At 70.4% G+C, this 23,448-nt stretch carries 25 protein-coding genes, 1 tRNA gene and 1 pseudogene; 19 read left to right on the top strand and 8 right to left on the bottom strand.

What is annotated here, in order from left to right; translation table 11 throughout:
• Positions 1-25: 25 nt before the first annotated feature.
• The 7 genes from ACFWI4_RS36995 to ACFWI4_RS36965 all read left to right on the top strand — a co-directional run bounded on the left by ACFWI4_RS36995 (position 26) and on the right by ACFWI4_RS36965 (position 4,938).
• The gene (locus tag ACFWI4_RS36995; protein WP_387205530.1) at positions 26-1,162 is read left to right on the top strand and encodes a hypothetical protein; all 1,137 of its coding nucleotides are present in this window, start codon (positions 26-28) and stop codon (positions 1,160-1,162) included.
• Between the two features lie 106 nt (positions 1,163-1,268).
• Positions 1,269-1,733, top strand: a complete 465-nt coding sequence (locus ACFWI4_RS36990) for an SRPBCC domain-containing protein (protein WP_387205528.1) — start codon at positions 1,269-1,271, stop codon at positions 1,731-1,733.
• On the top strand, positions 1,730-2,074 hold the full coding sequence (locus ACFWI4_RS36985; protein WP_387205526.1) for an ArsR/SmtB family transcription factor: 345 nt from the start codon (positions 1,730-1,732) through the stop codon (positions 2,072-2,074). Before ACFWI4_RS36990 ends, ACFWI4_RS36985 begins: the two co-directional genes overlap by 4 nt.
• A 10-nt stretch (positions 2,075-2,084) precedes the next feature.
• Positions 2,085-2,522, top strand: a complete 438-nt coding sequence (locus ACFWI4_RS36980) for an SRPBCC domain-containing protein (RefSeq protein WP_385392506.1) — start codon at positions 2,085-2,087, stop codon at positions 2,520-2,522.
• 194 nt (positions 2,523-2,716) lie between these two features.
• Positions 2,717-3,292, top strand: a complete 576-nt coding sequence (locus ACFWI4_RS36975) for a Uma2 family endonuclease (protein WP_387205524.1) — start codon at positions 2,717-2,719, stop codon at positions 3,290-3,292.
• Complete coding sequence (locus ACFWI4_RS36970; RefSeq protein ID WP_387205522.1) at positions 3,289-3,438, top strand: helix-turn-helix domain-containing protein; 150 nt, start codon at positions 3,289-3,291, stop codon at positions 3,436-3,438. The genes ACFWI4_RS36975 and ACFWI4_RS36970 overlap by 4 nt, the downstream gene beginning before the upstream one ends.
• Positions 3,439-3,777: 339 nt before the next feature.
• Positions 3,778-4,938: a DNA gyrase subunit B gene (locus tag ACFWI4_RS36965; protein ID WP_387205520.1), complete on the top strand. Its 1,161-nt coding sequence runs from the start codon at positions 3,778-3,780 to the stop codon at positions 4,936-4,938.
• A 182-nt stretch (positions 4,939-5,120) separates the two neighbouring features.
• Here the strand turns inward: ACFWI4_RS36965 and ACFWI4_RS36960 are convergent.
• Positions 5,121-5,194, bottom strand: a tRNA-Met gene (locus ACFWI4_RS36960).
• A 228-nt stretch (positions 5,195-5,422) separates the two neighbouring features.
• On the opposite strand from ACFWI4_RS36960, the gene ACFWI4_RS36955 reads away from it, so the two are divergent.
• Genes ACFWI4_RS36955 through ACFWI4_RS36940 form a run of 4 tightly spaced genes read left to right on the top strand, consistent with a single transcriptional unit; the run spans position 5,423 to position 9,718 of the window.
• Positions 5,423-6,694, top strand: a complete 1,272-nt coding sequence (locus tag ACFWI4_RS36955) for an ABC transporter substrate-binding protein (protein WP_387205518.1) — start codon at positions 5,423-5,425, stop codon at positions 6,692-6,694.
• Positions 6,691-7,632, top strand: a complete 942-nt coding sequence (locus ACFWI4_RS36950) for a carbohydrate ABC transporter permease (protein ID WP_385392498.1) — start codon at positions 6,691-6,693, stop codon at positions 7,630-7,632. The genes ACFWI4_RS36955 and ACFWI4_RS36950 overlap by 4 nt, the downstream gene beginning before the upstream one ends.
• Positions 7,632-8,465, top strand: a complete 834-nt coding sequence (locus tag ACFWI4_RS36945; protein WP_387205516.1) for a carbohydrate ABC transporter permease — start codon at positions 7,632-7,634, stop codon at positions 8,463-8,465. The genes ACFWI4_RS36950 and ACFWI4_RS36945 overlap by 1 nt, the downstream gene beginning before the upstream one ends.
• Positions 8,466-8,518: 53 nt before the next feature.
• Positions 8,519-9,718, top strand: a complete 1,200-nt coding sequence (locus ACFWI4_RS36940) for an ABC transporter ATP-binding protein (RefSeq protein WP_387205513.1) — start codon at positions 8,519-8,521, stop codon at positions 9,716-9,718.
• A 32-nt stretch (positions 9,719-9,750) separates the two neighbouring features.
• Here ACFWI4_RS36940 and ACFWI4_RS36935 read toward each other — a convergent pair whose 3' ends face one another.
• The 5 genes from ACFWI4_RS36935 to ACFWI4_RS36915 all read right to left on the bottom strand — a co-directional run bounded on the left by ACFWI4_RS36935 (position 9,751) and on the right by ACFWI4_RS36915 (position 13,793).
• Positions 9,751-10,137 (bottom strand): GntR family transcriptional regulator, encoded by a 387-nt coding sequence (locus ACFWI4_RS36935; protein ID WP_385392491.1) that lies wholly within the window; start codon positions 10,135-10,137, stop codon positions 9,751-9,753.
• On the bottom strand, positions 10,130-10,921 hold the full coding sequence (locus ACFWI4_RS36930) for a hypothetical protein (protein WP_387205511.1): 792 nt from the start codon (positions 10,919-10,921) through the stop codon (positions 10,130-10,132). The genes ACFWI4_RS36935 and ACFWI4_RS36930 overlap by 8 nt, the downstream gene beginning before the upstream one ends.
• Positions 10,922-11,056: 135 nt before the next feature.
• The gene (locus ACFWI4_RS36925; protein WP_387205509.1) at positions 11,057-11,890 is read right to left on the bottom strand and encodes a PIG-L family deacetylase; all 834 of its coding nucleotides are present in this window, start codon (positions 11,888-11,890) and stop codon (positions 11,057-11,059) included.
• Positions 11,891-12,176: 286 nt separating this feature from the next.
• On the bottom strand, positions 12,177-12,701 hold the full coding sequence (locus ACFWI4_RS36920) for a hypothetical protein (protein WP_387205507.1): 525 nt from the start codon (positions 12,699-12,701) through the stop codon (positions 12,177-12,179).
• A gap of 528 nt (positions 12,702-13,229) precedes the next feature.
• Positions 13,230-13,793, bottom strand: coding sequence for a dihydrofolate reductase family protein (locus ACFWI4_RS36915; RefSeq protein WP_385392481.1), 564 nt, complete (start codon positions 13,791-13,793; stop codon positions 13,230-13,232).
• Between the two features lie 1,743 nt (positions 13,794-15,536).
• Here ACFWI4_RS36915 and ACFWI4_RS36910 point away from each other — a divergent pair.
• From ACFWI4_RS36910 to ACFWI4_RS36880, 7 genes are all read left to right on the top strand, one after another.
• Complete coding sequence (locus ACFWI4_RS36910; RefSeq protein ID WP_387205504.1) at positions 15,537-15,938, top strand: transposase; 402 nt, start codon at positions 15,537-15,539, stop codon at positions 15,936-15,938.
• 412 nt (positions 15,939-16,350) lie between these two features.
• Complete coding sequence (locus ACFWI4_RS36905) at positions 16,351-16,563, top strand: hypothetical protein (RefSeq protein WP_385392474.1); 213 nt, start codon at positions 16,351-16,353, stop codon at positions 16,561-16,563.
• A 392-nt stretch (positions 16,564-16,955) separates the two neighbouring features.
• Complete coding sequence (locus tag ACFWI4_RS36900) at positions 16,956-18,878, top strand: hypothetical protein (RefSeq protein ID WP_387205502.1); 1,923 nt, start codon at positions 16,956-16,958, stop codon at positions 18,876-18,878.
• A 69-nt stretch (positions 18,879-18,947) separates the two neighbouring features.
• A complete protein-coding gene (locus ACFWI4_RS36895; protein ID WP_387205500.1) occupies positions 18,948-19,634 on the top strand; it encodes a hypothetical protein in 687 nt (228 codons plus the stop codon).
• 134 nt (positions 19,635-19,768) lie between these two features.
• Positions 19,769-20,068 (top strand): helix-turn-helix domain-containing protein, encoded by a 300-nt coding sequence (locus tag ACFWI4_RS36890; RefSeq protein ID WP_387205498.1) that lies wholly within the window; start codon positions 19,769-19,771, stop codon positions 20,066-20,068.
• Positions 20,068-20,940 carry an IS3 family transposase gene (locus ACFWI4_RS36885; RefSeq protein ID WP_387205496.1) on the top strand — a complete coding sequence of 291 codons (873 nt, stop codon included), beginning with the start codon at positions 20,068-20,070 and terminating at the stop codon, positions 20,938-20,940. Before ACFWI4_RS36890 ends, ACFWI4_RS36885 begins: the two co-directional genes overlap by 1 nt.
• 8 nt (positions 20,941-20,948) lie before the next feature.
• Complete coding sequence (locus tag ACFWI4_RS36880) at positions 20,949-21,194, top strand: hypothetical protein (protein WP_387205494.1); 246 nt, start codon at positions 20,949-20,951, stop codon at positions 21,192-21,194.
• Positions 21,195-21,212: 18 nt separating this feature from the next.
• Here ACFWI4_RS36880 and ACFWI4_RS36875 read toward each other — a convergent pair whose 3' ends face one another.
• Positions 21,213-21,605, bottom strand: coding sequence for a helix-turn-helix domain-containing protein (locus ACFWI4_RS36875; protein ID WP_387205492.1), 393 nt, complete (start codon positions 21,603-21,605; stop codon positions 21,213-21,215).
• 624 nt (positions 21,606-22,229) lie between these two features.
• Between ACFWI4_RS36875 and ACFWI4_RS36870 the strand changes: the two genes are divergently transcribed.
• Positions 22,230-22,730: a GNAT family N-acetyltransferase gene (locus ACFWI4_RS36870; protein WP_387205490.1), complete on the top strand. Its 501-nt coding sequence runs from the start codon at positions 22,230-22,232 to the stop codon at positions 22,728-22,730.
• A 347-nt stretch (positions 22,731-23,077) separates the two neighbouring features.
• Here ACFWI4_RS36870 and ACFWI4_RS36865 read toward each other — a convergent pair.
• Positions 23,078-23,305 (bottom strand): annotated as a pseudogene (locus ACFWI4_RS36865) (ester cyclase); the annotation flags it as partial.
• Positions 23,306-23,448 lie beyond the last annotated feature (143 nt).

The following is a 23,448-nucleotide window of genomic DNA, read 5'->3' as shown; positions in this document are numbered from 1 at the left end:
TGTCCAGACAGAGGCGGTTGCGACGTTGACCCTGTTACCGGCCACTCAGGCCCTGCTCGACCGGCGCTCCGGCGATGACCCCCCGGGGGCGTCGCGGCAGTGGGAGTCGATGGCCGCCGAGGTGGTGCTGCGGCACGGCGGCCCGGCCGATGCGCGGGCGCTCCTGCCGCTGTTCGTCTCCGCGCCCGCCGCGCACGAGGCGCTGGTGCCGGTCCTCGCCCGTCACGGCGACCGGCGGCTGGCCGCGCGCCTGCTGGAGGCGACGGTCGAGGGCGGCCGGCTGCGCGAGGACGTACCGTCCGGTGTGCTGCACGCCCTGGGGCTGCTGGGGTGCGCGTCGGCGACCTCGCTGCTGTGGGAACACGTCGACGACTCGTACGACGTGTCGAAGGACGCGTGCCTGGGCCTGCTGCACCTGCCGTGCGAGGAGCTGCGGGACGCGATCGCCGAGAGGCTGGAAGAGCACGAAGGGGCCGCCCTGTTCCCCGAGTTCCTGCCCGCCCTCGCCCCGAAGACGAAGGACCCGGCGTGGCTGGAGCGGCTCGTCGCCTGGGGGGAGAACGACGCCTCGGTCGACTGCAACGGCGGCCTGATCCTGGGGATCTCGCTGTACGGCGGCCCCGCGCGCGCCGCTTTCACCCGCCTGCTGTGGGACCCCCGCTGGGAGGCCTGCGGCTCCGGCACCGGGTCGGCGTGGTGGACGTACACGGGTACCCGCGTACTGGGCCTGGGCCTGCCGCGGCTGTACGCCGATCTGCGGGCACGGCTGCGCGCCGGCGCGGACCCGGACGCCCAGAAGGACGCCCTGTGGTCGTTCATCACCCTGGTACGGCTCCGGTGCGCGGACATCTGGACCGGCGTACGGGCCGCCGAGGTCACGCCCGAGAGCTACGACACGCTGTACGGCCTGCTGTTCGCCCCGGCACCCGAGGACAGCGACACGCCCACCGGACCCGACGGACTCAGCGGACCCGACGCACTCGACGGACTCACCGAGTCGAGCGATCGCGGCGGTCTCGACGGTCCCACCGAGCTCGGCGATCTCGTCGGCCACGTCTTCGGCAGTGACGATCCCCTGGCGGACGAGGTCCGCCATCTGGAGACCGCCCTGCGCACCGCGGCGGCACACGAGTGGGCGTTGCGCGCGGCCGTCCGAGGCTGACGCTCACCGGGCCCCATACGCAACCTTCGGTTGCGAAAGGTGCCGGTGTCGCCTATCGTGATACGCAACCAAAGGTTGCTAATGGTTGCGAGAGGTGGCTGCGGACATGGAGTACGGGAGCATCGAGCGCGAGCTGTACATCGACGCTCGGCCCGAGGTGGTGTTCGACGTGCTCACCGACCCCGAGCACATCCGGGACTGGTGGAGCGCGGAGAACGACTTCGAGGCGACTCCCGGCAGGCCGGGCAGTCTCACGTGGACGAACAAGGACAGCGGCGACAGCAAGTCCGTGCCGTTCACGGTCGTCGCCTCCGATCCGCCGCACACGCTGTCGTTCCGGTGGACCCACGAGGAGGGGGAGAGCGCGGGCCCCGGCAACTCGCTGCTGGTGACCTTCGAACTCGCCCCGGCGGGCGAGGGGACCACGCTCCGCTTCCGCGAGAGCGGGTACCGCGAACGCGGCTGGGAGGCCGCCGTGCTCGAGGCGCACTACAACGACCACCGGCAGGGCTGGGACTTCTATCTGCCCCGCATGGCGGCGGCCGCCGAGCGGGCGGCGGGCGCGCGATGAGCACCGGTGTCGACGACGGTCTGTGGTCGGCGATCGGCGACCCGACCCGCCGCCGCATGATCGACCTGCTGCTGGCCGAGGGGCAGGGCACCGCGACGTCCCTCAGCGCCCGCCTGCCCGTCACCCGGCAGGCCGTGACCAAGCATCTGGGCGTGCTCGACCGGGCCGGGCTCGTCCGGTCCACGGCGGCCGGCCGGGAGCGGCGCTACCACGTCGACGAGGCGCAACTGGCGCGCGCTGTGGCCCAGTTGCAGTCGGTGGGCGCGCTGTGGGACGCCCGTCTGCAGCGCGTCAAGCGCATCGCCGAGGCGATCCAGCAAGCCAAGAACACGGAGAAGTGAGGAGATCGAGATGGCGGACATCCTGCACCGGGTCGGCACCACGGCAGCCCGGGACACGGTCTATCAGGCACTCACCACGGTCGACGGTCTGGCCGCGTGGTGGACTACCGACACCGAGGGCAGCGGCGACGACCTGCTGCGGTTCCGTTTCGGCGACGTCGGCGGCTTCGACATGAAGGTCCTCGAACTCCAGCCGGACACCCGGGTGCGGTGGGAGGTCGTCGACGGTCCCGAGGAGTGGGTCGGCACCACGGTGACCTTCGACCTCAAGCAGGAGGGTGAGTGGACGGTCGTCCTGTTCGCGCACGAAGGGTGGCGCGAGCAGGTGGAGTTCATGAACCACTGCACCACCAAGTGGGCCCTGTTCCTGATGAGCCTGAAATCCCTGGTGGAGACGGGCACCGGCGCACCGCACCCGCACGACGTACGGATCAGCAACTGGCACTGACCGCGGCCCGCAACCCAACACCCCCGCCGTTCACGGCCCCCGGACGCGCGTCCGGGGGCCTCACCATGCCCGGAGTTCAAGCCTCCTTGCCTCGGCACAGCAAGCAGCGCCACCCCCTCGGGCAAGGTCCCGGGATGCGAGAGAAACCTGCAGCCCCACCACGAGGTATGACGACTTCCACGTACGGTGAACATATGACGGAGCAGGGCGTCTACCGGCATCTGCGCGCGTTCCGTGAGGCCTTCGACCGGCCGGAGCCACTGGCCTGGCCGGAGATCAGCCACGGCCAGCTGCTTCTGATGACGAGCCCGAAGAAGCAGCATCAGCTGGTTGCGCACCGCCTGCGTACCCAGCTGGAGCCCCAGTTGGGTACGGACCTGGTCCTCATGCTCGAAACCGACATGGAAGATGCCGGACTCGGCATCCTGCGCGTACCGGATCTCGTCGTGATCGACGAAGAGGAAGCCGTGGCCGACAGCGATGCCATCGACCCCCGCCGCTGCCATCTGGTCATCGAGATCGTTTCCCGGTCCCATCCCAGCAACGACTACGAGGGCAAGCTGCGCGACTACCCGGCCATGGGGGTGCCGCACTACCTGATCGTCGACCCCCGCGACGGAAGCGCGGTCCACCACTGGGCACCGGTGAACCGAAGCGGCGTGCCCGCGTACGACAACAGGCAGCACTACACGTTCTCGGACACCATCACCATCGCCGGCTGGAAGATCGACACCGCTGGTCTGCCCCGTTACAGCAAGGACGGGCAGTGAACGACACGGCAGACCTGGTGCGGTCCTGGCGCCAGCAGCGAAGGATGTCCCAGGCGCGCCTGGCCGAGCTCGCCGGAACCGAGCAGGCTGCCATATCGCGCATGGAATCCGGGCGGGATCCACTCACCTTGTCGTGCCGCCGCTGATTCGGCTGCTCGCCACAGGCACACCGGGCGGCGGCTCGGGCCCTGAACGCCGCCCGCGTTCGTCTGTAGGGCGTCCGCGGCCCGTCCGGCACGGCACCGTCCGGCCGGGGCCGAAAAAATTGAAACTGGAGGCCTCGCCGTCGCCTGCGACGGTGTCGTACGCGGCCTCGGCGGGCCCGTTGCCGTGCTCCGGCGGTGGTTCGCGCGCCCTGGTCCGGGGTCCTTCCAGGAGTCGCTCGCTCGCCCGTCTGCACGATCGGGAAAGCTGCCTTGACCTGGCGTTTTTCTGGAACTCGCCTAGCCTGAGGGCCTGTTGGCGACAACCGCCGGAGGGGCATCGTGAGTGAGGACACCACCGGGTACGACGCCAGTCACATCCAGGTGCTGGAGGCGTGGGAAGCCGTTCGGAAACGACCCGGGATGTACATCGGCTCGACCGGTGAACGGGGCCTGAGCCAGCTGGTGTTCGAGGTGGCCGACCGGGCGGTGAACGAGGCCCTGACCCGTGGTTCGGGCTCCGTCGGCATCACCCTCATGGCGGACGGCGGCGTCCGGGTCGCCGACGACGGAGCGGGCGTCGCCCCGGCCGGGCCCGACGGCGGCGGTCCCGGGCTCGAAGCCCTGCTGACCCGTATCGGGCCAGGGGGGGAGCCCGGCAGTCGCCACGACGTGACGCTCGGCTTCTGCAGATTCGGGCCCGGCGTCGTCAACGCCCTGTCGAGCCGGATGACGGCCGAGGTGCGGCGCGACGGAGTCCGCCGGGTCCAGGAGTACGCGCGCGGTGTGGCCGTCACCCCGGTCACCGAGGCGGGGGCGGCGACCGGCAGCGGAACGTCCATCACCTTCTGGCCCGATGCCGATGTCTTCACCACCGCGGAGTTCTCGTTCGACGCCCTGGCGGAACGCTTCAGGGAACTGGCCTTCCTGAACCGGGGGTTGGAGGTCTCGCTGACGGACCGGCGCGGCCCGGGTGAGTCCCGTTCGGTGCGGTTCGGGTCCCCGGAGGGGGTGCGGGACCTCGTCGTCTTCCTCGACGGCCACATGACGGAGGAAGCGCTCACGGAGATCGTCGCCTTCGAGCACGAGGACCCGCGGATGGCGGGGGTGATGGAGGTGGCCTTCCGCTGGTGCGGCTGCCGTGGCGAGCGGATCCGGGGCTTCGCCAACAGTCGGCGCACCGTCGAGGGCACGCACACGTCGGGCTTCCGCGACGGGGTGGCGGCCGCGGTGACCGCGTACGCGCGGGAACGGCGGCTGCTGTCGGCGGCGGACCCCGACGTGGGCGGCGACCGGATCGGCGAGGGGCTGACGGCGGTCGTGTCGGTGAAGCTGGACCGTCCCGAGTTCGGCGGCGCCACGCGCGGCGTGCTGGACAACCCCGGGGTGCGCGATCGCGTCGGGCAGGCCGTCCAGGAGCACCTCGGCAGGTGGCTGAGGGAGCATCCGGTGCGGGCCTCGGCCGTGACCGACCGGATCGTCCGGGGTGTCCCCCGGCACTGACCGGCGACCCCCGGTACCGACCGGCGGTACCCGGTACCGACCGGCGGTACCCCCGTCACTCCGGCCGGGGCCGTGCCAGGGCGGTGGCGGGGCCGTGGCGGGGCCGTGGCGGGGCCGAAAAACCGGGCGTCCGGGAAAGCGAAGAGGGCCCGGATCCAAGGATCCGGGCCCTCTTCGAGCAGTAGCGGGGACAGGATTTGAACCTGCGACCTCTGGGTTATGAGCCCAGCGAGCTACCGAGCTGCTCCACCCCGCGTCGGTAGACACAACCGTACGCCATCCCGAGGGGTGCCACTGACCATTTTCCGGCGCCGGGTGCGGGCCGGGCCCGTGGCGGCGGTTCCGGGGGCGGGTCGCGGGGCCGATCGGATGACCGGGCGGTGCGGCGGGCGTCGTGGATCCGGGTGCGGGCCTAACCTGTCCCGCGTCCGGACTCGCCCCGCTCTGTCCGGATTTTCCGTACGGGTCCGGAAGGAGTGTGAGGGTGGCGTCTTCGTCCGGCATCCGTGGTCTCCTGAGGGTGCTGCTCGCCCTGTGCCTGCCGGCGGCCCTGCTGGCCGGCTGCGGGGGCAAGAGCGGCGGGCCGGTGACGCTCAACTGGTACAACTTCCCCGACGACTCCGGTGCGCTGGCCAGCGCGGCCACCGCCTGCACCCAGCGGTCCGGCGGGCGCTACCGGATCAGCTACAACAAGCTGCCCCGCACCGCGGACGGCCAGCGCCAGCAGCTGGTGCGCCGGCTGGCCGCCAAGGACAGCACGGTCGACATCATGGGGCTGGACGTCACCTGGCCCGCCGAGTTCGCCGAGGCCAAGTGGATCCTGCCGTGGACCGGGACCAACCGTGCCGCGGCCGTCCGGGACACCCTGGAGGTCCCGCTGCGGACGGCCACGTGGAAGGGCCGGCTGTACGCCGTGCCGTACAACACGAACACCCAGCTGCTCTGGTACCGCAAGGACCTGGTCCCCACGCCGCCCTCGACCTGGGCCGAGATGATCGCGATGGCCGGCCTGCTGGCCAGGCAGGGCAAGCCGCACTACGTGGAGATCCAGGGCGCGCAGTACGAGGGGCTCACGGTCTGGTTCAACACACTGGTGGAGAGCGCCGGCGGATCGATCCTGAACGCGACCGCCACGGCTCCCCGGCTGGGCCCGCCCGCCGTGCGCGCGGCCTCCGTCATGAAGACCCTGGCCACCTCGGCCGCGGCCGACCCGTCCCTGTCCAATCAGATGGAGGACCAGAACCGGCTGGCCATGGAGTCCGGCAGCGCGGCCTTCGAGATCAACTACCCCTTCGTGTATCCCTCGATGAAGGCCAACAACCCCACGCTCTTCAAGCAGTTCCGGTGGGCGCCCTACCCGGGCATCGAGAAGGGCAGGCCGGCCCGGCCCACCATCGGCGGCATCGACCTGGCCGTCGGCGCCTACACCCGGCACTCCGCGTTCGCCTTCGAGGCGGCGCTGTGCCTGCGCAACCGGCAGAACCAGCTGACCGCGGCGCTCAAGGGAGGGCTGCCGCCCACGCTGCGCCCGCTCTACTCGGACCCCTCCCTGATCAAGAACTACCCCTTCGCCTCCACCGTCCTGTCGGCCCTGGAGAACGCCAGCATCCGGCCCAAGACCCCCGCCTACCAGAACGTGTCCATCGCGATCTCGCACACCCTGTCGCCGCCGAACGGGATCCAGCCGGTACCGGACGTGCAGAAGATCAGCGGCCAGATCAAGGACGCCCTCGGCTCGAAGGGGCTGATCCCGTGACCCCGTCGGCCCCGACCGCCCCGAAGGACGCACCCGCGCCCAAGGACACCCGCGCCCTGTCGGAGGGAGCCCGGCAGGAGCGCCGGCTGGGCTGGCTGCTGTGCGCGCCCGCCGTGATCGTCATGCTCGCCGTCACCGCGTACCCCATCGTCTACGCGGTCTACCTCTCGCTCCAGCGGTACGACCTGCGCTTCCCGGCGCAGGCGCATTTCGTCGGCTTCAGCAACTACGGGGCCGTGCTGTCCTCCGAGTTCTGGTGGCAGGCCCTGTGGGTGACGGTGTTCATCACCGTGGTCTCCGTGGCCGTCGAACTCGTCCTCGGGTTCGCCCTGGCGCTGGTGATGCACCGCACGATCTTCGGCCGCGGGACGGTCAGGACCGCCATCCTGATCCCGTACGGCATCGTCACGGTGGTCGCCGCCTACTCCTGGCAGTACGCGTGGACCCCGCAGACCGGCTACCTGGCCGCGCTGCTGCCCTCCGGTTCCGCTCCGCTGACCGAGCAGTGGCCGGCCATCGGTCTGATCATCCTGGCGGAGGTGTGGAAGACGACCCCGTTCATGGCCCTGCTGCTGCTCGCCGGCCTGGCCCTGGTGCCGGAGGAGACGCTGCGCGCGGCCCAGGTGGACGGTGCCGGGGCCTGGCAGCGGTTCTTCCTGGTGACGGTGCCGCTGATGAAGCCGGCGATCCTGGTCGCGCTGCTCTTCCGGACCCTGGACGCCTTCCGGATCTTCGACAACATCTACATCCTCACGTCCGGCGCGCACAACACCGGTTCGGTGTCCATCCTCGGCTACGACAACCTCTTCACCGCGCTCAACCTCGGCATCGGCTCGGCCATCTCCGTCCTGATCTTCCTGTGCGTGGGGCTGATCGCGTTCGCCTTCATCAAACTCTTCGGCGCGGCCGCCCCCGGCGCCCAGGAAGGGGGACGCTGATGTCCGCCACCGGACGACGCCGGACGTCGGGATGGGCCGTGGTCAACGTCCTGGTCATCCTCTACGCGCTGTTCCCGGTGTGGTGGATCGTCGCGCTGTCCTTCAAGGACCCCAGCACCCTCACCGACGGCAACTTCATCCCGACCAAGTGGACGTGGGAGAACTACCGCGGGATCTTCCAGACCTCGGAGTTCACCCGCGCCCTGATCAACTCCATCGGGATCGCGCTGATCTCCACGGTGATCGCGGTGGTGCTGGGCACCATGGCGGCCTACGCCATCGCCCGGCTCCGGTTTCCCGGCAAGGGCCTGCTGATCGGCATGTCGCTGCTGATCGCCATGTTCCCGCCGATCTCGCTGGTCTCGCCGCTGTTCAACATCGAGCGGATCATCGGCATCTTCGACACCTGGACCGGGCTGATCATCCCGTACATGACCTTCTCCCTGCCGCTCGCCATCTACACCCTGTCGGCCTTCTTCCGGGAGATCCCTTGGGACCTGGAGAAGGCGGCCAAGGTGGACGGGGCCACCCCGGCGCAGGCGTTCCGGCTGGTGATCGCTCCGCTCGCGGCGCCGGGGGTGTTCACCACGGCGATCCTGGTGTTCATCTTCTGCTGGAACGACTTCCTCTTCGCGATCTCGCTGACCTCGACCTCGGCGGCCCGGACCGTGCCGGCGGCCATCGCGTTCTTCACCGGCAGCAGTCAGTTCGCCCAGCCCACCGGTTCGATCGCCGCGGCCGCCGTGGTGATCACCATCCCCATCATCGTCTTCGTGCTGCTCTTCCAGCGGCGCATCGTGGCCGGGCTCACCTCCGGAGCCGTCAAGGGCTGACCGGCAACAGCCGTCCGTTCAGGAGAAGTTCGTCAGGACAAGAAGGACCGACCGTGGCAGAGATCGTTCTCGAAGGCATCACCAAGCGCTACCCGGACGGCGCGGTGGCGGTGAAGGACGTCAACCTCCGCGTCCGGGACGGCGAGTTCGTCATCCTGGTCGGCCCCTCCGGCTGCGGCAAGTCCACCACCCTCAACATGATCGCCGGGCTGGAGGACATCACCGAGGGGACCCTGCGGATCGACGGGCAGGTCGTCAACGACCGGACCCCGAAGGACCGTGACATCGCCATGGTCTTCCAGAGCTACGCCCTGTACCCGCACATGAGCGTGCGGGACAACATGGGTTTCTCGCTCCGGCTGGCCAAGGTGGACAAGGCGGCCATCCGCGAGAAGGTCGAGGAGGCCGCCCGCATCCTCGATCTGACGGAGCATCTGGACCGCAAGCCCGCCAACCTCTCCGGGGGCCAGCGTCAGCGGGTGGCGATGGGGCGGGCCATCGTGCGCGACCCGAAGGCGTTCTTGATGGACGAGCCGCTGTCCAACCTCGACGCCAAGCTCCGCGTCCAGATGCGCACCCAGATCTCCCGCCTCCAGCAGCGCCTGGGCAGCACCACGGTCTACGTCACCCACGACCAGACCGAGGCCATGACCCTGGGCGACCGGGTGGTGGTGATGCGCGGCGGGGTCGTGCAGCAGATCGGAACCCCGCAACACCTCTACGAACAGCCGAAGAACCTGTTCGTCGCCGGGTTCATCGGCTCGCCCGCGATGAACTTCCTGCACGCCACCGTCGAGGACAACCGGCTGCACACGTCGGTCGGCGACCTCGACCTCGGCGACCGGCTGCGCCGGGCCCTGGAGCGCCGCGACGCGCCCCGGGACCTGATCGTGGGGCTGCGCCCGGAGGCCTTCGAGGACGCGGCGCTGGTGGACCGGGGCAGGGCCGGAGCGGGTACGGCCTTCAGCGTGGACATCGACGTGGTCGAGTCCCTGGGATCCGACGTCTACGCCTACTTCACCGAGGACGAGTGGCAGCCCACCGCCACCTCCGAACTCGCCGAGCTCGCGGCCGACTCGGGGGTGACCGACACCGGCGCCGGCGGGCACCAGATCGTCACCCGTCTCAACGCCTCCACCCAGGTCCGTGAGGGCGGCCGGGCCGAACTGTGGGTGGACACCGCCAAGATGCACGTCTTCGACCCGGCCTCCGGGGCCAACCTGACGCTGACCGACGACGAACCCGCCGGCTGAACCCGCGCAACTCCCGGACGGCTCCTGCGGGTTCAGGGGCGGTCCGGGCCCAGGGCGTCGCGGACGGCGGCCAGGACGGCCTCGGCGTCGGCGCCCAGGGCGCGGGCGGCGGAGGTGAAGTCGCGTGCGAGGGTGGCGAGTTGGGGAGCGTGGGGGCGGGCGGGGGCGGCGGGCGGCGCCGCGACCCGGGAGCCGGCCCCGCGGCGGGTGCGGATCAGCTCGGCGGCCTCCAGTTCACGGTACGCGCGGGCCACGGTGCCCGGCGCGAGGCCGAGGTCGGTGGCCAGCTGGCGGACGGTGGGCAGCCGGTCGCCCTCGGCCAGCCGCCCGGTGAGGATCAGCGCGCCGAGCTGGGCGCGGATCTGCGCGTACGGCGGTACCTGACTGGTGGTGTCGACGCGGACGGCGGGTTCACGCATGACCGGACAGCTCCCCTGTCGTGTGGTCGCCGACGGCCCGGGGCACCACCAGGGTGACCAGGGACCAGACGACGGTGAACAGGTTGAGCAGGGCCAGCGGGTAGAACACCCAGAAGGTGAGCGCACCCATGGCGCCGGCGCAGCCCGTGTCGGTGAGCGAGACGGAGACCATCAGCACGGCGTACAGCTGCTGGCTCGACACCAGCAGGCCCCAGGCCCCGGTCACCGCCCAGGCGCGGTCGCGGCGCTGCTGCTGGCCGCCCGGCCCGTGGGCGATGCGGCGCAGCGCCCACACGCAGGCGGGGGTGGCTATGGCGAGGGCGGCGAACATCGGGAGGCTGTAGTAGAGGCCGGGCCAGGGGCCGAGCGGTGTCCGCATCCCGTTGCAGGTGACGGTGACGACCTTTCCGGTGCTCAGGACGTGGTCGGGGTCGACGGAGGCCGTGGCGGCCGCGATCGCGAGCAGGGCGGTGAGCGAGATGCCCTGAAGGACGATCAGGGGGCCCATGCGCGGCGGCACATGCTCTCTGACCAGGCGAGGGGCGAGGCTCGCTGTGCGTACGACCTCCTGGGGGACCAGGGTCAGCGCGTCGGCGAGCAGGACGCCCGCCATGGCGCACAGGCCGAAGGCGGTGATGCAGAAGACGACGCGCTGCTCGAACTCGATGTGTCCCAGCGCGGACAGTGCCTGCGCGACGATGACGCCGATGGCCAGGCCGGACCAGCGGGCGTAGTGGTCGGCGTGCTCGAGGAAGCGGCGCTGGAACGGGGCGGCGTCGAGCATGGAGAGGTCCCCTCACATCATCTTGTACCAGGCGGCGAGTACAAGATGCCGTAGGGCGGAATCTTGTGTCAAACGTTCGATACAAGAGTCCGGCGCCCGCACCCGGGCGGTCAACTCCCGGGTGCGGGAACGGGGTCAGCGCAGTCCGGCGAAGAGGTCGTTCTCGGGGACGGCCGCGCCGGTGGCGTCCTGGACCCGTACGAAGGTCTCCAGGCCCATCAGCTCGCCGAACCTCTCCTTGCCCATCTTGAGGAAGAAGATGTTCTCGCCCTGGCTGGCGTGCGCGGCCAGCGCGTCGAACTTCTGGCCGCTGAACGCGGTGGTGTCCACCCAGGTGGTGATCTCGTCGTCGGGCAGGCCGATCTCGGCCAGCGCGGCGGCCTCGGCGGGGTCCGGCTCCGGCATGTCCTCCTGGTACTCGCGCATGATCTCCCCGAACCGCCGCATCGCCGAGCGGGGCATCGTGGTCCAGTACACCTTCGGCGTCAGATCGGTCATCTCCAGCGCCGCCATCGTGATGCGGTTCGCCTGGATGTGGTCGGGGTGGCCGTAGAAGCCGTTCTCGTCATAGGTGACGACCACATCGGGCCGGTAGTGCCGCATGAGTTCGGCGAGCCGGGCCGCGCCCTCCTCCACGGGGGTCCGCCAGAAGGATCCGGGGGCGTCGTTGCTCGGCCAGCCCGTCATCCCGGAGTCGGCGTAGTCGAGCATCTCCAGATCGCTGATCTTCAGGACCTCGCAGCTCGCCTCCAGTTCCCCGCGGCGCATCGAGGCGACCGCCGCCGGGTCGTGCCCGGGATCGCCCGGCTTGACGCCCCCCGGTCCGTCACCGCAGCCGCCGTCGGTACAGGTCACCAGGACCGTGCGGATGCCTTCCGCCGCGTACCGCGCGAGGACCCCTCCGGTTCCGGTGGCCTCGTCGTCGGGGTGGGCGTGCACTGCCATGAGGGTCAAGGGCCGGTCGGTCATGGAACAGTCCTCCTGTGGACATACGTGCCGGTAAGGGGGCCGCGGCGGGCGCACCGCAGTCCTGGGACCGGATCCTGGCGAGGCGGACGGCCCTGCGGCCTCCGCGGTCCCCGTCCGTACGGCGCCGGTCCCCCGGTCGATGCAACCGCACGGGCCGGACCTGCTGTTCCCGGCACGGCCGCCCGGTCTTCCACAAGCCGGTCATCCAGAAGCCGGCGGCGGCCGGTCCGTCGCCCGGCGGAGCGCGGTCCGGGACGTCGGGCCGGCGAGGCCCGGCTCGGGGACGTCAAAAGATTCGTTTCATCTGGTACCGGGTGGCGACGGACACCCATGGCGAGACGCATCCGGCCGTGCCGGAGGGGCACTCAGCGTCGCCGGGCGCGGCGGATCGGGCCTGTACGGCGGAGAGGTAGAGCCGTCCGGGGCAGGTCAACCGTTTCTCCGGACTGCCCAGGATCCACGCGAACCTGCCCACGTGCCGCCGGGGGTCCGGGACCGCCAGCCAGCCGCCCCGGGACACCACGCGCACCTCGGCGGAGCGCAGCAGATCCGACCATCCCGGAGAGGTCAGGAAGTACACCTGCCGGCATCGTGAATCCCAGAGCATGGGACCGATGGGGCCCACGGCGTGGAGCAGGTCGACGTAGGCCCGGTAGCCGCTCGCCTCCGAGAACCTGACCGCGTCCCAGGACGTTCCGGCCGGGAGCATCGCCATTCCGCATCCGCTCGCACGCCAGTCGTCGAAGACCCTTTCCCGGTCTCCGGACATCTCCGCGAGCCATCCGGCCAGCTCCGAGGCGGTTGAGATCATCGATTCCTCCCGGGTCGTACCACCTTCTGCGTTGCGAGCCGGCCGACGGCAGCACCGTGAACGCGCGGACCGGCTGCCGGTGCGATCGTGTGGTGCCCGGTGCGGGGACGCCCGGGGCACGGAGTGTCGGGGGCACTCGGCTGCGGGCGCCGGGGCGGATGCCGGCCGTGAGACGCCCGCCGGGTCCTTTGGCCTTTCGAAGGGGCGTGCACCGGCCGGCCGTGGCGGTCCTTCCCGCCCGAAGGGGCGGGCCCTTCGACGCCGCCGGAGCGCGGGGCCGCCTCCGCCGCCTGCCGGTCGGCGAGGTGCTCCGCGTGCTGCCTACGGGAGCCGGCCGGTCCGACGGCCGCCGTCCGCTCCTACCAGGGCAACAGCAGGGAGACGTCGACGCCGTCGGAAACCGTGGTTTTCACCCCACCGAGTGAAGATCCTCCATCGGCGAGGCCAACGGCCCGGGCAGCGCCCGCACTTGCTCCGACGCCCGCGGCGGACCGGCCGTCGCCGGTGTCCCCCGACCGGCCGGCGCGTTCAGCGCTTCGTCCCGTATCTGGTCAGGACCACGCCGCCGGGGAACGTCCGTGTCTCCCTCAGGTCCAGGTGCGCCCAGCCGTCCAGCGCGGTGAAGAACGGTGTGCCGCCGCCCACCAGGACCGGATGGGTGACGATCGTGTACTCGTCGATCAGCCCGGCCCGCATCGCCGCCCCGGCGAGCGCCGCGCCACCGACCCTCATCGGCCCGCCGTCCCCGGCCTTGAGCCGGGTGATCTCCGCGACCGCGTCGCCGGTGACCAGCCGCGCGTTCCAGTCGACCTTGTCGACCGTCGAGGAGAACACCACCTTCGGGGTGTCCCGCCAGTTCCGCGCGAAGGCGATCTGTGCCGGGGTGGCGTCCGGCTGCCGGTCGCCGGTCGGCCAGTAGGCGCTCATGGTCTCCCACAGCCTGCGCCCGTACAGCAGCAGGCTGATCGCCCGCTCCTCGTCGAGCCACCACTGGAACAGCTCGTCGCTCGGCGCGCTCCAGCCGAGGTCGTCGCCGGGCGCGGCGACGTAGCCGTCCAGGGACAAGTTCATGCCGTAGAGCAGTCTCCGCATGACGCCGGCCTTCCGTCCGTCGGTATCGGAAGACTAGTCGGGCCCCGACCCCGAATCCCGGACACGCGCGGCCGGTGCGGGCGCAGTCGGCCGGACGCCGGCCCCGACCCTCCGACCCTCCGACCCAGGCACGTTCAGCGGCTTCCCCGAGCGAGCCGGGCAGGGGCATGAGAAAGATGCCGAAAGGGGCTCCGTGGAAATCGAGGCATTTGCATCGGGCGGATACGAGGTTTTCTCGTCCTGCGCCCTGGCGTATGCGGCGGAAGTAAACAGTCCGTCTCCTCCGAAGACCGGGCGGATTTCATCAGAAGTCAAAGAAAGAGACCCTGGACGGACGACATTTTGCCTTTTCATGAGCCTTGCTCATTCGACTCGCACGGCCCGTCCGCCGGTCGAGTGCATTCTCCGTTCCGTTTCCCGGCGAAAGGGAAGCGGTGGACCGCTCGCCCATGCCCTCCGACCTGCTGTTTAGATCCCCGGGATCGCGCCGTCCTGTCGGACACGGTGCCGACCGCCTTCATTGCCGGTCCAAAAGTTGCGGGTACTGTCGGTTTCCGGTCCGAGATTGCCCGAAATTCAAGGAGGATCAATCAGTGAAGCGTATGGCTGGAACTCTCGCTGCCGCAGCCCTGACGGCCGGGGCCGTCATTCTGCCGCTCGCGGGTTCGGCGGCAGCCGCTCCGGCTCCCGCCCCCAAGGCACCACTCATGGCCGCGAGCTCCCTTCTGGAACCTCGTGACCACGACGGCGACCGGGGCCGTGGTGACGATCGGGGTCGCGGTGACGACCGGGGTCGCGGTGACGACCGGGGTCGCGGTGACGACCGGGGTCGTGGTGACGACCGGGGCCGTGGCTGGGACGGGGACCGCGACCGGGGCCGCGCCTGGAACGGGGACCACGACCGCGACCGCGACAGGGGCTGGAACAGGGACTACGACCAGGGCCGCGGCTGGAACGGGGACCGCGACCCGGGCCGACTCTGCCACTGGAGCTTCCACCACGGCCGGGGACACCACCGCGGCCACTGGGTCTGCGTACCCGGCCGGCTCCGGTAACCCCGGATCGCCACCTGGCACTGCCCGCCGTCATGGGAAGTCCCGCGGCGGGCAGTGCCCTGCCGTCGGCGCGGCGGAGGATCACACCTGACAGGCGGATCGTTTCTTGTGAGAATTCGGGAGCGCGTTCAGATCATCTCCTGAAGATGGTCAGGATCGCCCCGCTCACTTCAATGTGGCGTTCTTCCAGCTTTTCACCGCAACACAAAGCCGTGAGACACGATCTGAATAGTCTCATCTCGTCTCCACTGAGAACAGCCAAAGCCATGTTCATTACATCATCCAAGGCCGCCGCTGTCAGGCACTCCGGTAGCTCCCCGGAGAGCAGAATCACTGGCTCCCCTGTAGTACCGCGCACAACAGCCGTGGTGGATGATCCTTGGACGACGAACACTTGGACCCCTCCAACGACACTCATCAGGAAACCCGCTCAGCCCGGGTGGAACAAGAGGATAGCGACAAAAAGCCCCTCTTTCGCACTTATTGGTCCGCCTCGAATCCTGGCGGCTCCGGGAAAGCGCGCGACCCTGAACAACAACGAGCGATGACGCCTCCGGCGTACCGTTTCCCAAAACCGGCCCATAATTGCTGGTCACCGGGCGTCCTGTTCCCGCCGTGGCCCGTTAGCCGGTGCACGACTTCCGCCGGCGACGCGCCAGTCCCCCGTCGCGGCCCCAAGCTGGAGCCGTTGCTGCTCTCCGCGGACGAGCAGGCGGTGCTGGAACGCTGGGCGACACCGGCCCGGACCCCGGCCCCGGCCCCGACCCTGGCCCTGCGCGCGCGGATCGTGCTGGCGTGTGCGGGGCCCGGGGTCCCGCCGATCGTCTCGGTCGCCAGGGAGCTGCGGGTGGCCGCGGACACGGTGCGCAAGTGGCGACGGCGCTTCGTCGCCGAGCGGCTGAACGGGCTGGACGGGCCGGCCGGGCCCACTGCGGCCGGTGCGACTGATGCGGCCAGTGCGACCGATGCGGCCGGTGCGAGTGATGCGGCCGACGGCAGCCCGTCCGATCTGGCGGCAGCCCGCCGGCGGATCGCCGAGCTGGACGCCGAGCTGGCCATCCACCGGCGGGCCGCCGAGCTACTGGGCTAGGCCCCAACTCTCCTTTGCCGTACGGGCGTTGTCCGGCGTACCGGGCCAGCCCCTGGACGCCCCGTACGTACAACCGTCAAGCATTCAGGGCGAACTGACGTGCATTTCGGGCACGAACGTTCCTATTTAGCGGGTTTGCGAACCATCTCCCCGTCCGCTACTGTCCAGAACCTCCGGACAAGTTGTTCGGAAGCTCCGGACAGCGAATGTCGTCCGAGGCTCCGTTTTCTCAAGGGGCCTGGGCGCGACAGCGCATCGAGCGCCAGAGCCCGGTCGTAGGCGAAGGCCTCTGCCGGGTGGGGCATCCGCCGACGGGTCACACCTGCCGGACCTCGACGCGGCCCGCGCTCAGGCATGCGGTCCGGATCCACTGGAAATCGACACGTTTTCACAACTCTGAGAGGTATTCATCATGAACAACGAAATGCTCGAGGCCGAGTCCGCCGAACTGCTGCCCGGCCGTGAGGCGCTGGGGAAGTTCTCCTTCAACTTCGCCAAGACGACCAACATCTCGCACAAGGCCGCCGCCATCGGCGCCCACAACGAGTCGCTGGCGGCGAACGAGTTCTCCCCGTTCGCGGTCGCTCAGTCGCAGGCCACGCAGGCGATCAATCTCCACCAGTAGTCCCGACGCTGCCGGTGATCGGCACCGGTCACTAGCGCCGGTGTCATCACGCCGGGCCGGCTCCACCGGCCCGGCTCCTGCGGCCCGGAACATCCCCTCGGGGGACAACCGGTACGGCAGGAAGGGACCGCCTCGTGCGCAGCGGGCGGTTCCGGGAAGAGCAGGCGCGGTTGTCGCCCTGCGGACCCGCGCCTCCTCCGCCACGTTCAGCAGCACGGACACGGAGGTGTGGACGGCCTCGAACGACGAGAGCCGGGGACACCGGGGCATCGCGCTCCGGATGCGTCCAGCCGCAGGGCGCGCAGCGTGACCGCCGTCCGTCAGTGGCTCTCATGCCCCCTTGTGATCGCGCCGGATGCGGGGTCGCCCGCATCGGAGGAGGAACGTTGGCAGTGTCAGGAAATCAGCACCCCGACGCTGCCGGCCTGTCGGACACGCAGCCCTTCGGCGGCGGCGGTACGACCGGCGCCCTGGACGACACCACGGTTCCTCTCCAACCGAGCTGGAACACGGTGCCCCTGCGTGCGCCGGCCACCCGGCCGCTTCCGGTGTTTCCCGTTCCGCGGCTGAGCCATGGCCTGGAACGCATCGGGGAGTACAAGGGATCAGGATCCACCCAGCCGAAATACCTTGTCCGCCGGGGTGACGGCCAGGTGATCCAGCTGTCCCGGCTGCTGTATCTGGTGGTGAGCGCTGTCGACGGGGTGCGCGATGCCGAAGGCATCTCCCACTTCGTCAGCGGCCGCCACGACGCCGAGCTGACCGCAGACAATGTGGTCTACCTTCTGGAGAAGAAGCTCACCCCCCTCGGCGTCGTGGCGGCCGACGGAGCGGAGAAGGACCCCGCGCCGCAGCCCCGCTCCGACCTCCTGCTCGTCCTCAAGGGCCACAAGGTCGTCTTCAACGAGGACCAGGTGGCGCGGATCGCCGCGGGACTGGCGTGGCTCCACCGGCCGCCCGTCGTCGCCCTGGTACTGACGTGCACGGCGGTCATGGACGTCTGGCTGTTCGGCGTCCACGGCGCCATGACGCCCGTCCTGCGCGTCCTCGAACAGCCGATCTGGATGCTGATCGTCTTCGTGCTGACCGTCGCGTCGCTGGTCTTCCACGAGTTCGGGCACGCGTCGGCGTGCCGGTACAGCGGAGCGACGCCGGGAAAGATCGGCTACGGCATCTTCCTGATCTGGCCCTCCATGTACACCGACGTCACCGACGCCTACCGGGTGGGACGCGGCGGACGCCTGCGGACGGGCCTGGGCGGCGTCTACTTCAACGTGCTCTTCATGCTGGTCCTGGCCGCCGCGTACGCGGTGACCGGACAGCCCTACTTCCTCGCGGCGATCTATCTGGCGCACTTCGAGGTCCTCGAACAGCTGATGCCGGCCGTGCGTCTGGACGGCTACTACATCCTGGGCGACCTGGCCGGCGTACCGGACCTGTACGGCAAGGTGAAACCCATCCTGCTGAGCGTCCTGCCGGGCCGGCCGGTGCACCCGGAGGTGGCGGACCTCAAGCGCTCCGCCCGGATCGTGGTCTCCGTCTGGGTCGCCACCATGGTCCCCCTGCTGCTGGCGGAGACCGGTTACGCCCTGTGGAACCTTCCGCGTCTGGTCTCCACGAGCCTGCGTTCGCTGGTCGAGCAGCTCACGGGGACCTTCTCGGCCTTCGGCGACGGGCAGATCGCCGCGGGGCTGGTCGGCGTCATCGGAAGTCTCATGCTGATCTGCCCCATGGCCGGAGGGGCCTACCTGACCGTGCGGCTCGCCGGCCGTCTCGCCCGTGGCGCGGTGCGGGTCACCGAGGGCAACGCCCCGCTCCGCGCGGCCTGCGGGGTCGCGGCCCTGACCGGCGTCTCGATCCTGGTCGGCGCGTGGATGCACGGGGCGACGCCCAAGCCGCTGCCTCCCGCGGCACCGGTCGCCCCGGTCCTCCAGCCCGGCGTGCCCACGGTCAGGCCCTCGCACGCCGCCCCGCGTCCCTCGCACGGGGTCACGACGGCACCGGCGGATGTGCCAGCGCTCCCGCATCCGCATCACATCCTTCCCGCCTCGCCCGCGCCCTCCCTCGCGGCGGGCGGGAACTCCGCTTCCCCGGGCACGGCGGCGCCGAGCTCCGGCTCCCCCAGCCGGCGCCCGTCGGCACCGTCGGGGAAGGACTCCCCGGCACCCACGCCGTCGCACAGCACCCACACCGACACCCCCTCGGCGGTCCTCTCCCCCACCGCTCCCACACCGTCGGAATCCGTACCGGTCACGGCCGTCCCCGTCTCGCCGACGCCCGTCACGACGGATTCCGTGCCGGAAACGGCGCCGTAGAGCAGTCCCACCGGCCCGCCCCCCTCTCTCTTAGCTCCCCGCCCCCGCCCCGCCCCTCAGGAGAAATCGATGACACACCGCAAGCCGCGCAGCAGCGCCGTCGCCAAGACCGCCGTACGACTGGGCATGATCGCAACCACCGGGATGGCCGTCGCCGCGACGACGACGGTGGCCAGCGCGAGTACCGGCGGCCCGCGTCTGTTCAGCTCGTCCACCGCCGTGGACATGGCAAGCACCCACGCGGACCGTATGCACGTCAACCAGTTCGACGAGTCCTTCCAGATCCACCAGTTCGGTCCGCAGGTCGCGGTGACGGCGAACAACCGGGCCATGGCCGAATCCGCGGGCTGCTCCGTCTCCGACCCGTGCCGGTCCATCGCGCTGTCCTACCAGATCGTCACCGCCGCCGGCCGCAACGCGCGGCTGGTCAACGCCTCCAACATCAGCCGGGCCTCCAACGACCACTGCCCCGGCTGCGAGACCTTCTCCGGTGCGTACCAGTTCGTCGTCGCGACCCCGCGCGAGCTGACGCTCAGCCGGTCCGCCCGCACCCAACTCGCGCGTATCCACCGGGAGGTGGCCGCCCTGAGGTCGTCGAGTCTGCCGATCTCCAGTGTCAGCAAGCGTGCCGACGAGCTGGCGAACGAGGTCAAGAGCATCCTGGACCGCGAAGCCGCTTCCGCTCCTCGCGGCAGCAGCGCGGACCCGCTCGACAGCTTCCAGCCCACCGTGACCATGCACCGCCACGTCCACTGACGGGACGGGCTGTCAGGCGGGCGGGTCCCGTCACCGCCGCCGGCCCGACAGCCTCACGACGTCCCGAACGCTTCGCCGGCCCGGACCGCCGGGCCGGGCCCGCGAGCATCCCCGGGCCTGAAACCAGAAGGCACATGCCCAGACAGCATCCCTCCGCGCTGCACAACCGAGCCCTGGACCTGCTGGCCGAAGGCCGGTCCGTCAAGGACGTCGCAGCCGAACTGCACCTCAGCAGACCCACCGTGTACCGCTGGCGCCACGCCTACGCGCACGTGACCGCACATCAGTTCACCGGCGGACAGGCGTCCTCGGAACTGAACGCCGCCCTTGCCCGCATCGCGCAGCTGGAGAGCGAACTGCTCACCCACCGGCGCCTGACGGAGCTGCTGAACGATGTGGTGCCCCCAAAAGACGGTTCGAGGCCATCCAGGTGATGGCGGCGGAGGGACATCCGGTCCGGGCGACGGCCACGCTCCTGCGCGTCTCCGAATCCGGGTACTACGCCTGGCGTCGGCGGGCCCCCTCGGGCCGGCTGCAGCGCCATGCCTGGCTGACCGAGCTCATCGTCTCCATCCACCGGTCCTCCAGGGCCGCGTACGGCTCGCGCCGCATCCATCACGAGCTGCGGGAACACTACGGCGTCAGCATCAGCCGCGGGACCGTGGAACTGCTCATGCGGCAGGCCGGCATCAAGGGGCAGACCGGCCGCTCCCGGTGGACGGCCCCCCAGGCTCCCGACGACCGGGCGCCACGGCGTCTGTGGGTCACGGACGCCAGGGCACACCCGACACCGGTGGGCACCGTCTACTGCGCCGTCGTCCTCGACGTCGACCGGCGCCTGCTCATGGGCTGGAGCACGGAACGGACGGCGACCCACGAGCTGGTGCGCAGGGCGCTGAACACCGCCCTGACCGGGGACACCGCACGGCTTCCGCCCGCCCGGACCCAGCACGCCCAGCACACCCGGTACGGCCGGCACAGCCAGTGGACCACCTACGCGTTCACCGAGCGCGTACGGGTTCTGGCGCTGTCGCCGGGATCCGCTCCCGCCTCCGACCGGCGCGTCCAGGCCTCGGTGGACCGCTTCTGGACGACGGTCGACCGCCATCTTCCTCCCCGGCAGAACTGGAACAGCCCCGGGAGCCTCCAGGAGGAACTGAAGCGAATCCTTGGAACCTTCACCTCGCACAAATGCCGATTCGACGAATCCTGCGCGTGCGGCACCGGCGACCGCGGAAGGCTTTCCCTTTACCCGAAGCCGTCGGTCCCGAAAATGCCGGAGGCAAGACGGCTTGCGCCATCATGAAAGACGATATGCAGAAAATCGAAGAGACTCCCCCGCTGCCCATCGCGCCGTCGCTCCGGGGTGACCTGAAAGTGGGCGAGGACCTCCCCGCCACCAGAGCCCACGAAGTCCTGCTGCACTGCGCCATAGACGCGGCCTGCGTCCCGCCGTCGCTGCGCGAGGCGGGGGCGACCGCGCGGATCGCCGAGCTCGACTACCAGACGGTCGTCACGGTGATCGCCTGGCTCAGGGCGGCGAGTTCACAAAATTCCTGACCGCGGGATCTCTGGCGCCTAGGCGCCGGGATGAGCCTTCTCCTCCGCCGCGGCGTTGCGCAGCAGGGATTCCACCAGCGCGGAAACGTGCTTGCGGTCGACAGGGCTGAGTTTCTGGACGCTGGCGATCAGGATCGCGACTTCGGGGTCTCCGGCCGCGGGCGTGTCCTCGCGGTAGAGGTTGACCCCGCACGCCTCGGCGGCGGCCCGGTGCACCGGGGCCACAGGGATGCCCAGCCCCTTGGCCAGCCCCTCCAGCGTGCTCTGCTGCGGCATCTGGGCCAGTCGTTCCGACGTAGCCAGATGGTGGACGGTGGACCGCGAAATACCCCCACCGCGTGCGACATCGCCGTACGACCAACCCCGCTGTTCAAGTTGGTGCTTGATCAGTACCTGCAGTGGGTTCGGCACGGCTGGTGTCTCCTGCTTGTGTGTCGCTTCCCGCCTCGTTGCCAGTGAGTTTAAACGAATCGGATCAATGATCGGCCTCCTCGCCCCTGTCTCTATCAGAACGGTTAAAGTGCCACGCCGGTTGACCCGTTGAGCCCGTACCGGCCCGATCGGCGGGTGGAGCGGGGCAAGGCGCCGACGGGATAGATAATTGCGTTTTTCTCGTGGCGGGTGGCAATGCCGCGCCGTATCCGCGGCACCGGCGCGGATACGGGGGCGGGCCCCCGGAACAGAGGCCGGCGGCCCGGCGCCGGTCGGCGGTGAGCAGCGTTCACTCAGGCGCCTCACCCCGCCGGTGGCTCACCGTGGAGACCAAGAGGACGCGTTCCGGTTTCCGGGGGGCCGCCATGAGCGGTGGCCCAGGTCCCCCGGTTGCGTGACGGCCCCCCGTGGGGACGGGACCGTCGCGAAACAGGAGGGGCGTGTCCCGCCCGGGCGAAGAAGCCCGGCGGGACACGCCCCTGCGCGGGTCCGCGCCCCTGGCGGCGGCCGCCTCGCGGGCAATGAGCAACCCGCGCTCGATGCCGCGGAGCCCGGACGGCGGCAGGGGCCGTGCCCCGGTGCGGGCCTGGTTACCCTGGCCCCGTGGCCACTGCGACCCTCACCCCGATGGGATTCACCGCGGACGAGATCGCCGAGGCGGTCGGCATCTACGCGAGCAACCCCGAGTACTGCCGCGGCTCCGGTGAGTACGACCCCGGGCACATCGTGCCCGGGCGGGTCGAGGCCGATCTGCGTGAGGAGGCGGGGAGTGAGGGGGGTCATGTCCTGCTCGCCCGTGACGCCGGGGGCCGGGCGGTCGGCCTGGTCTGTCTGCTGGACCGGCACCCCAAGGACGGGTATCCCTGGATCGGGCTGCTGATCGTGCACGGGGACCAGCGCCGCCGGGGCGTCGGACGGCTGCTGGTGGCGGCTGTCGAGGAGCGGTTCCGCGGCCAGGGGAAGGACGGTCTCAGGATCGCCGTCCTGGAGAACAACCCCTCGGCCTTCGCCTTTTGGACCTCACTGGGCTGGCGGGAGATCGACCGCCGCCGCGACCTCCAGCTCGGCCGGCCCTGCGTCGTGATGCACAAGCCTCTGCTCTGAGCCGGACGCGTCGTCAACTCGGCGCGGATTGGCGGATCCTGGGTCCGATGACCGGCGTTCACCGGCTTGCGCGCGTTCCCGCGTGAGCCGGCCGACGGCCCGGGTGAGCCGGATGCGGCGGCCGTAGGGCTGGAGCACGCCGTGGCCGAGCGGACTCGGCGCGGTGACCTCAGGCCGCCCCCGCCCGTGGTCTTCCACAGCGATCCGGGTGCCGTGGCCCCGACGCCGTGTCTACGACGGGACGATCCCCAGCTGGCGCATGATGCCGAGTTCGTCGGGCCGGCCCCGACGATGCGTCCGTCCCGGATCCTGAAGATGTTGGTTCCGCGCAGGGTCAGGGGGCGGCCTCCGGCCGGGGCCGGCACCCCGAGCAGGTCAGCGCGCTGCGTCCCGCCGGCGGTGAAGTGCTCGACGACCAGGTCCCCCTCGGCGATCATCAGCTGCGGCTCGCTGTGCCAGTCCGGGCACACCTCCCGGAACAGCGCTCCGGCGGCGCGGAGGCCTTCACGGTCGCCGGGCGCGTTGAACGGGGGGTCGTGGTCGACGAAGTCCTCGGAGAGGTACTTGTCGACCACGCCGAGATCGCCCTTGGTGAACAGCGCGTCGTTGACATCCTCCCCGCTCTAAAGGGCGGGGATTCCCGCCTGGCTGCCGGTGGTGACCGGCTGGGCCTTCGGGTGGGTTCCCCGTTCAACGGGCCGTGCCTGGCGTGGGATTT

The sequence above is a fragment of the Streptomyces sp. NPDC127038 genome (assembly GCF_042725875.1).
Lineage (GTDB): Bacteria > Actinomycetota > Actinomycetes > Streptomycetales > Streptomycetaceae > Streptomyces.
This window is presented reverse-complemented; position numbering and strand designations above follow the sequence as displayed.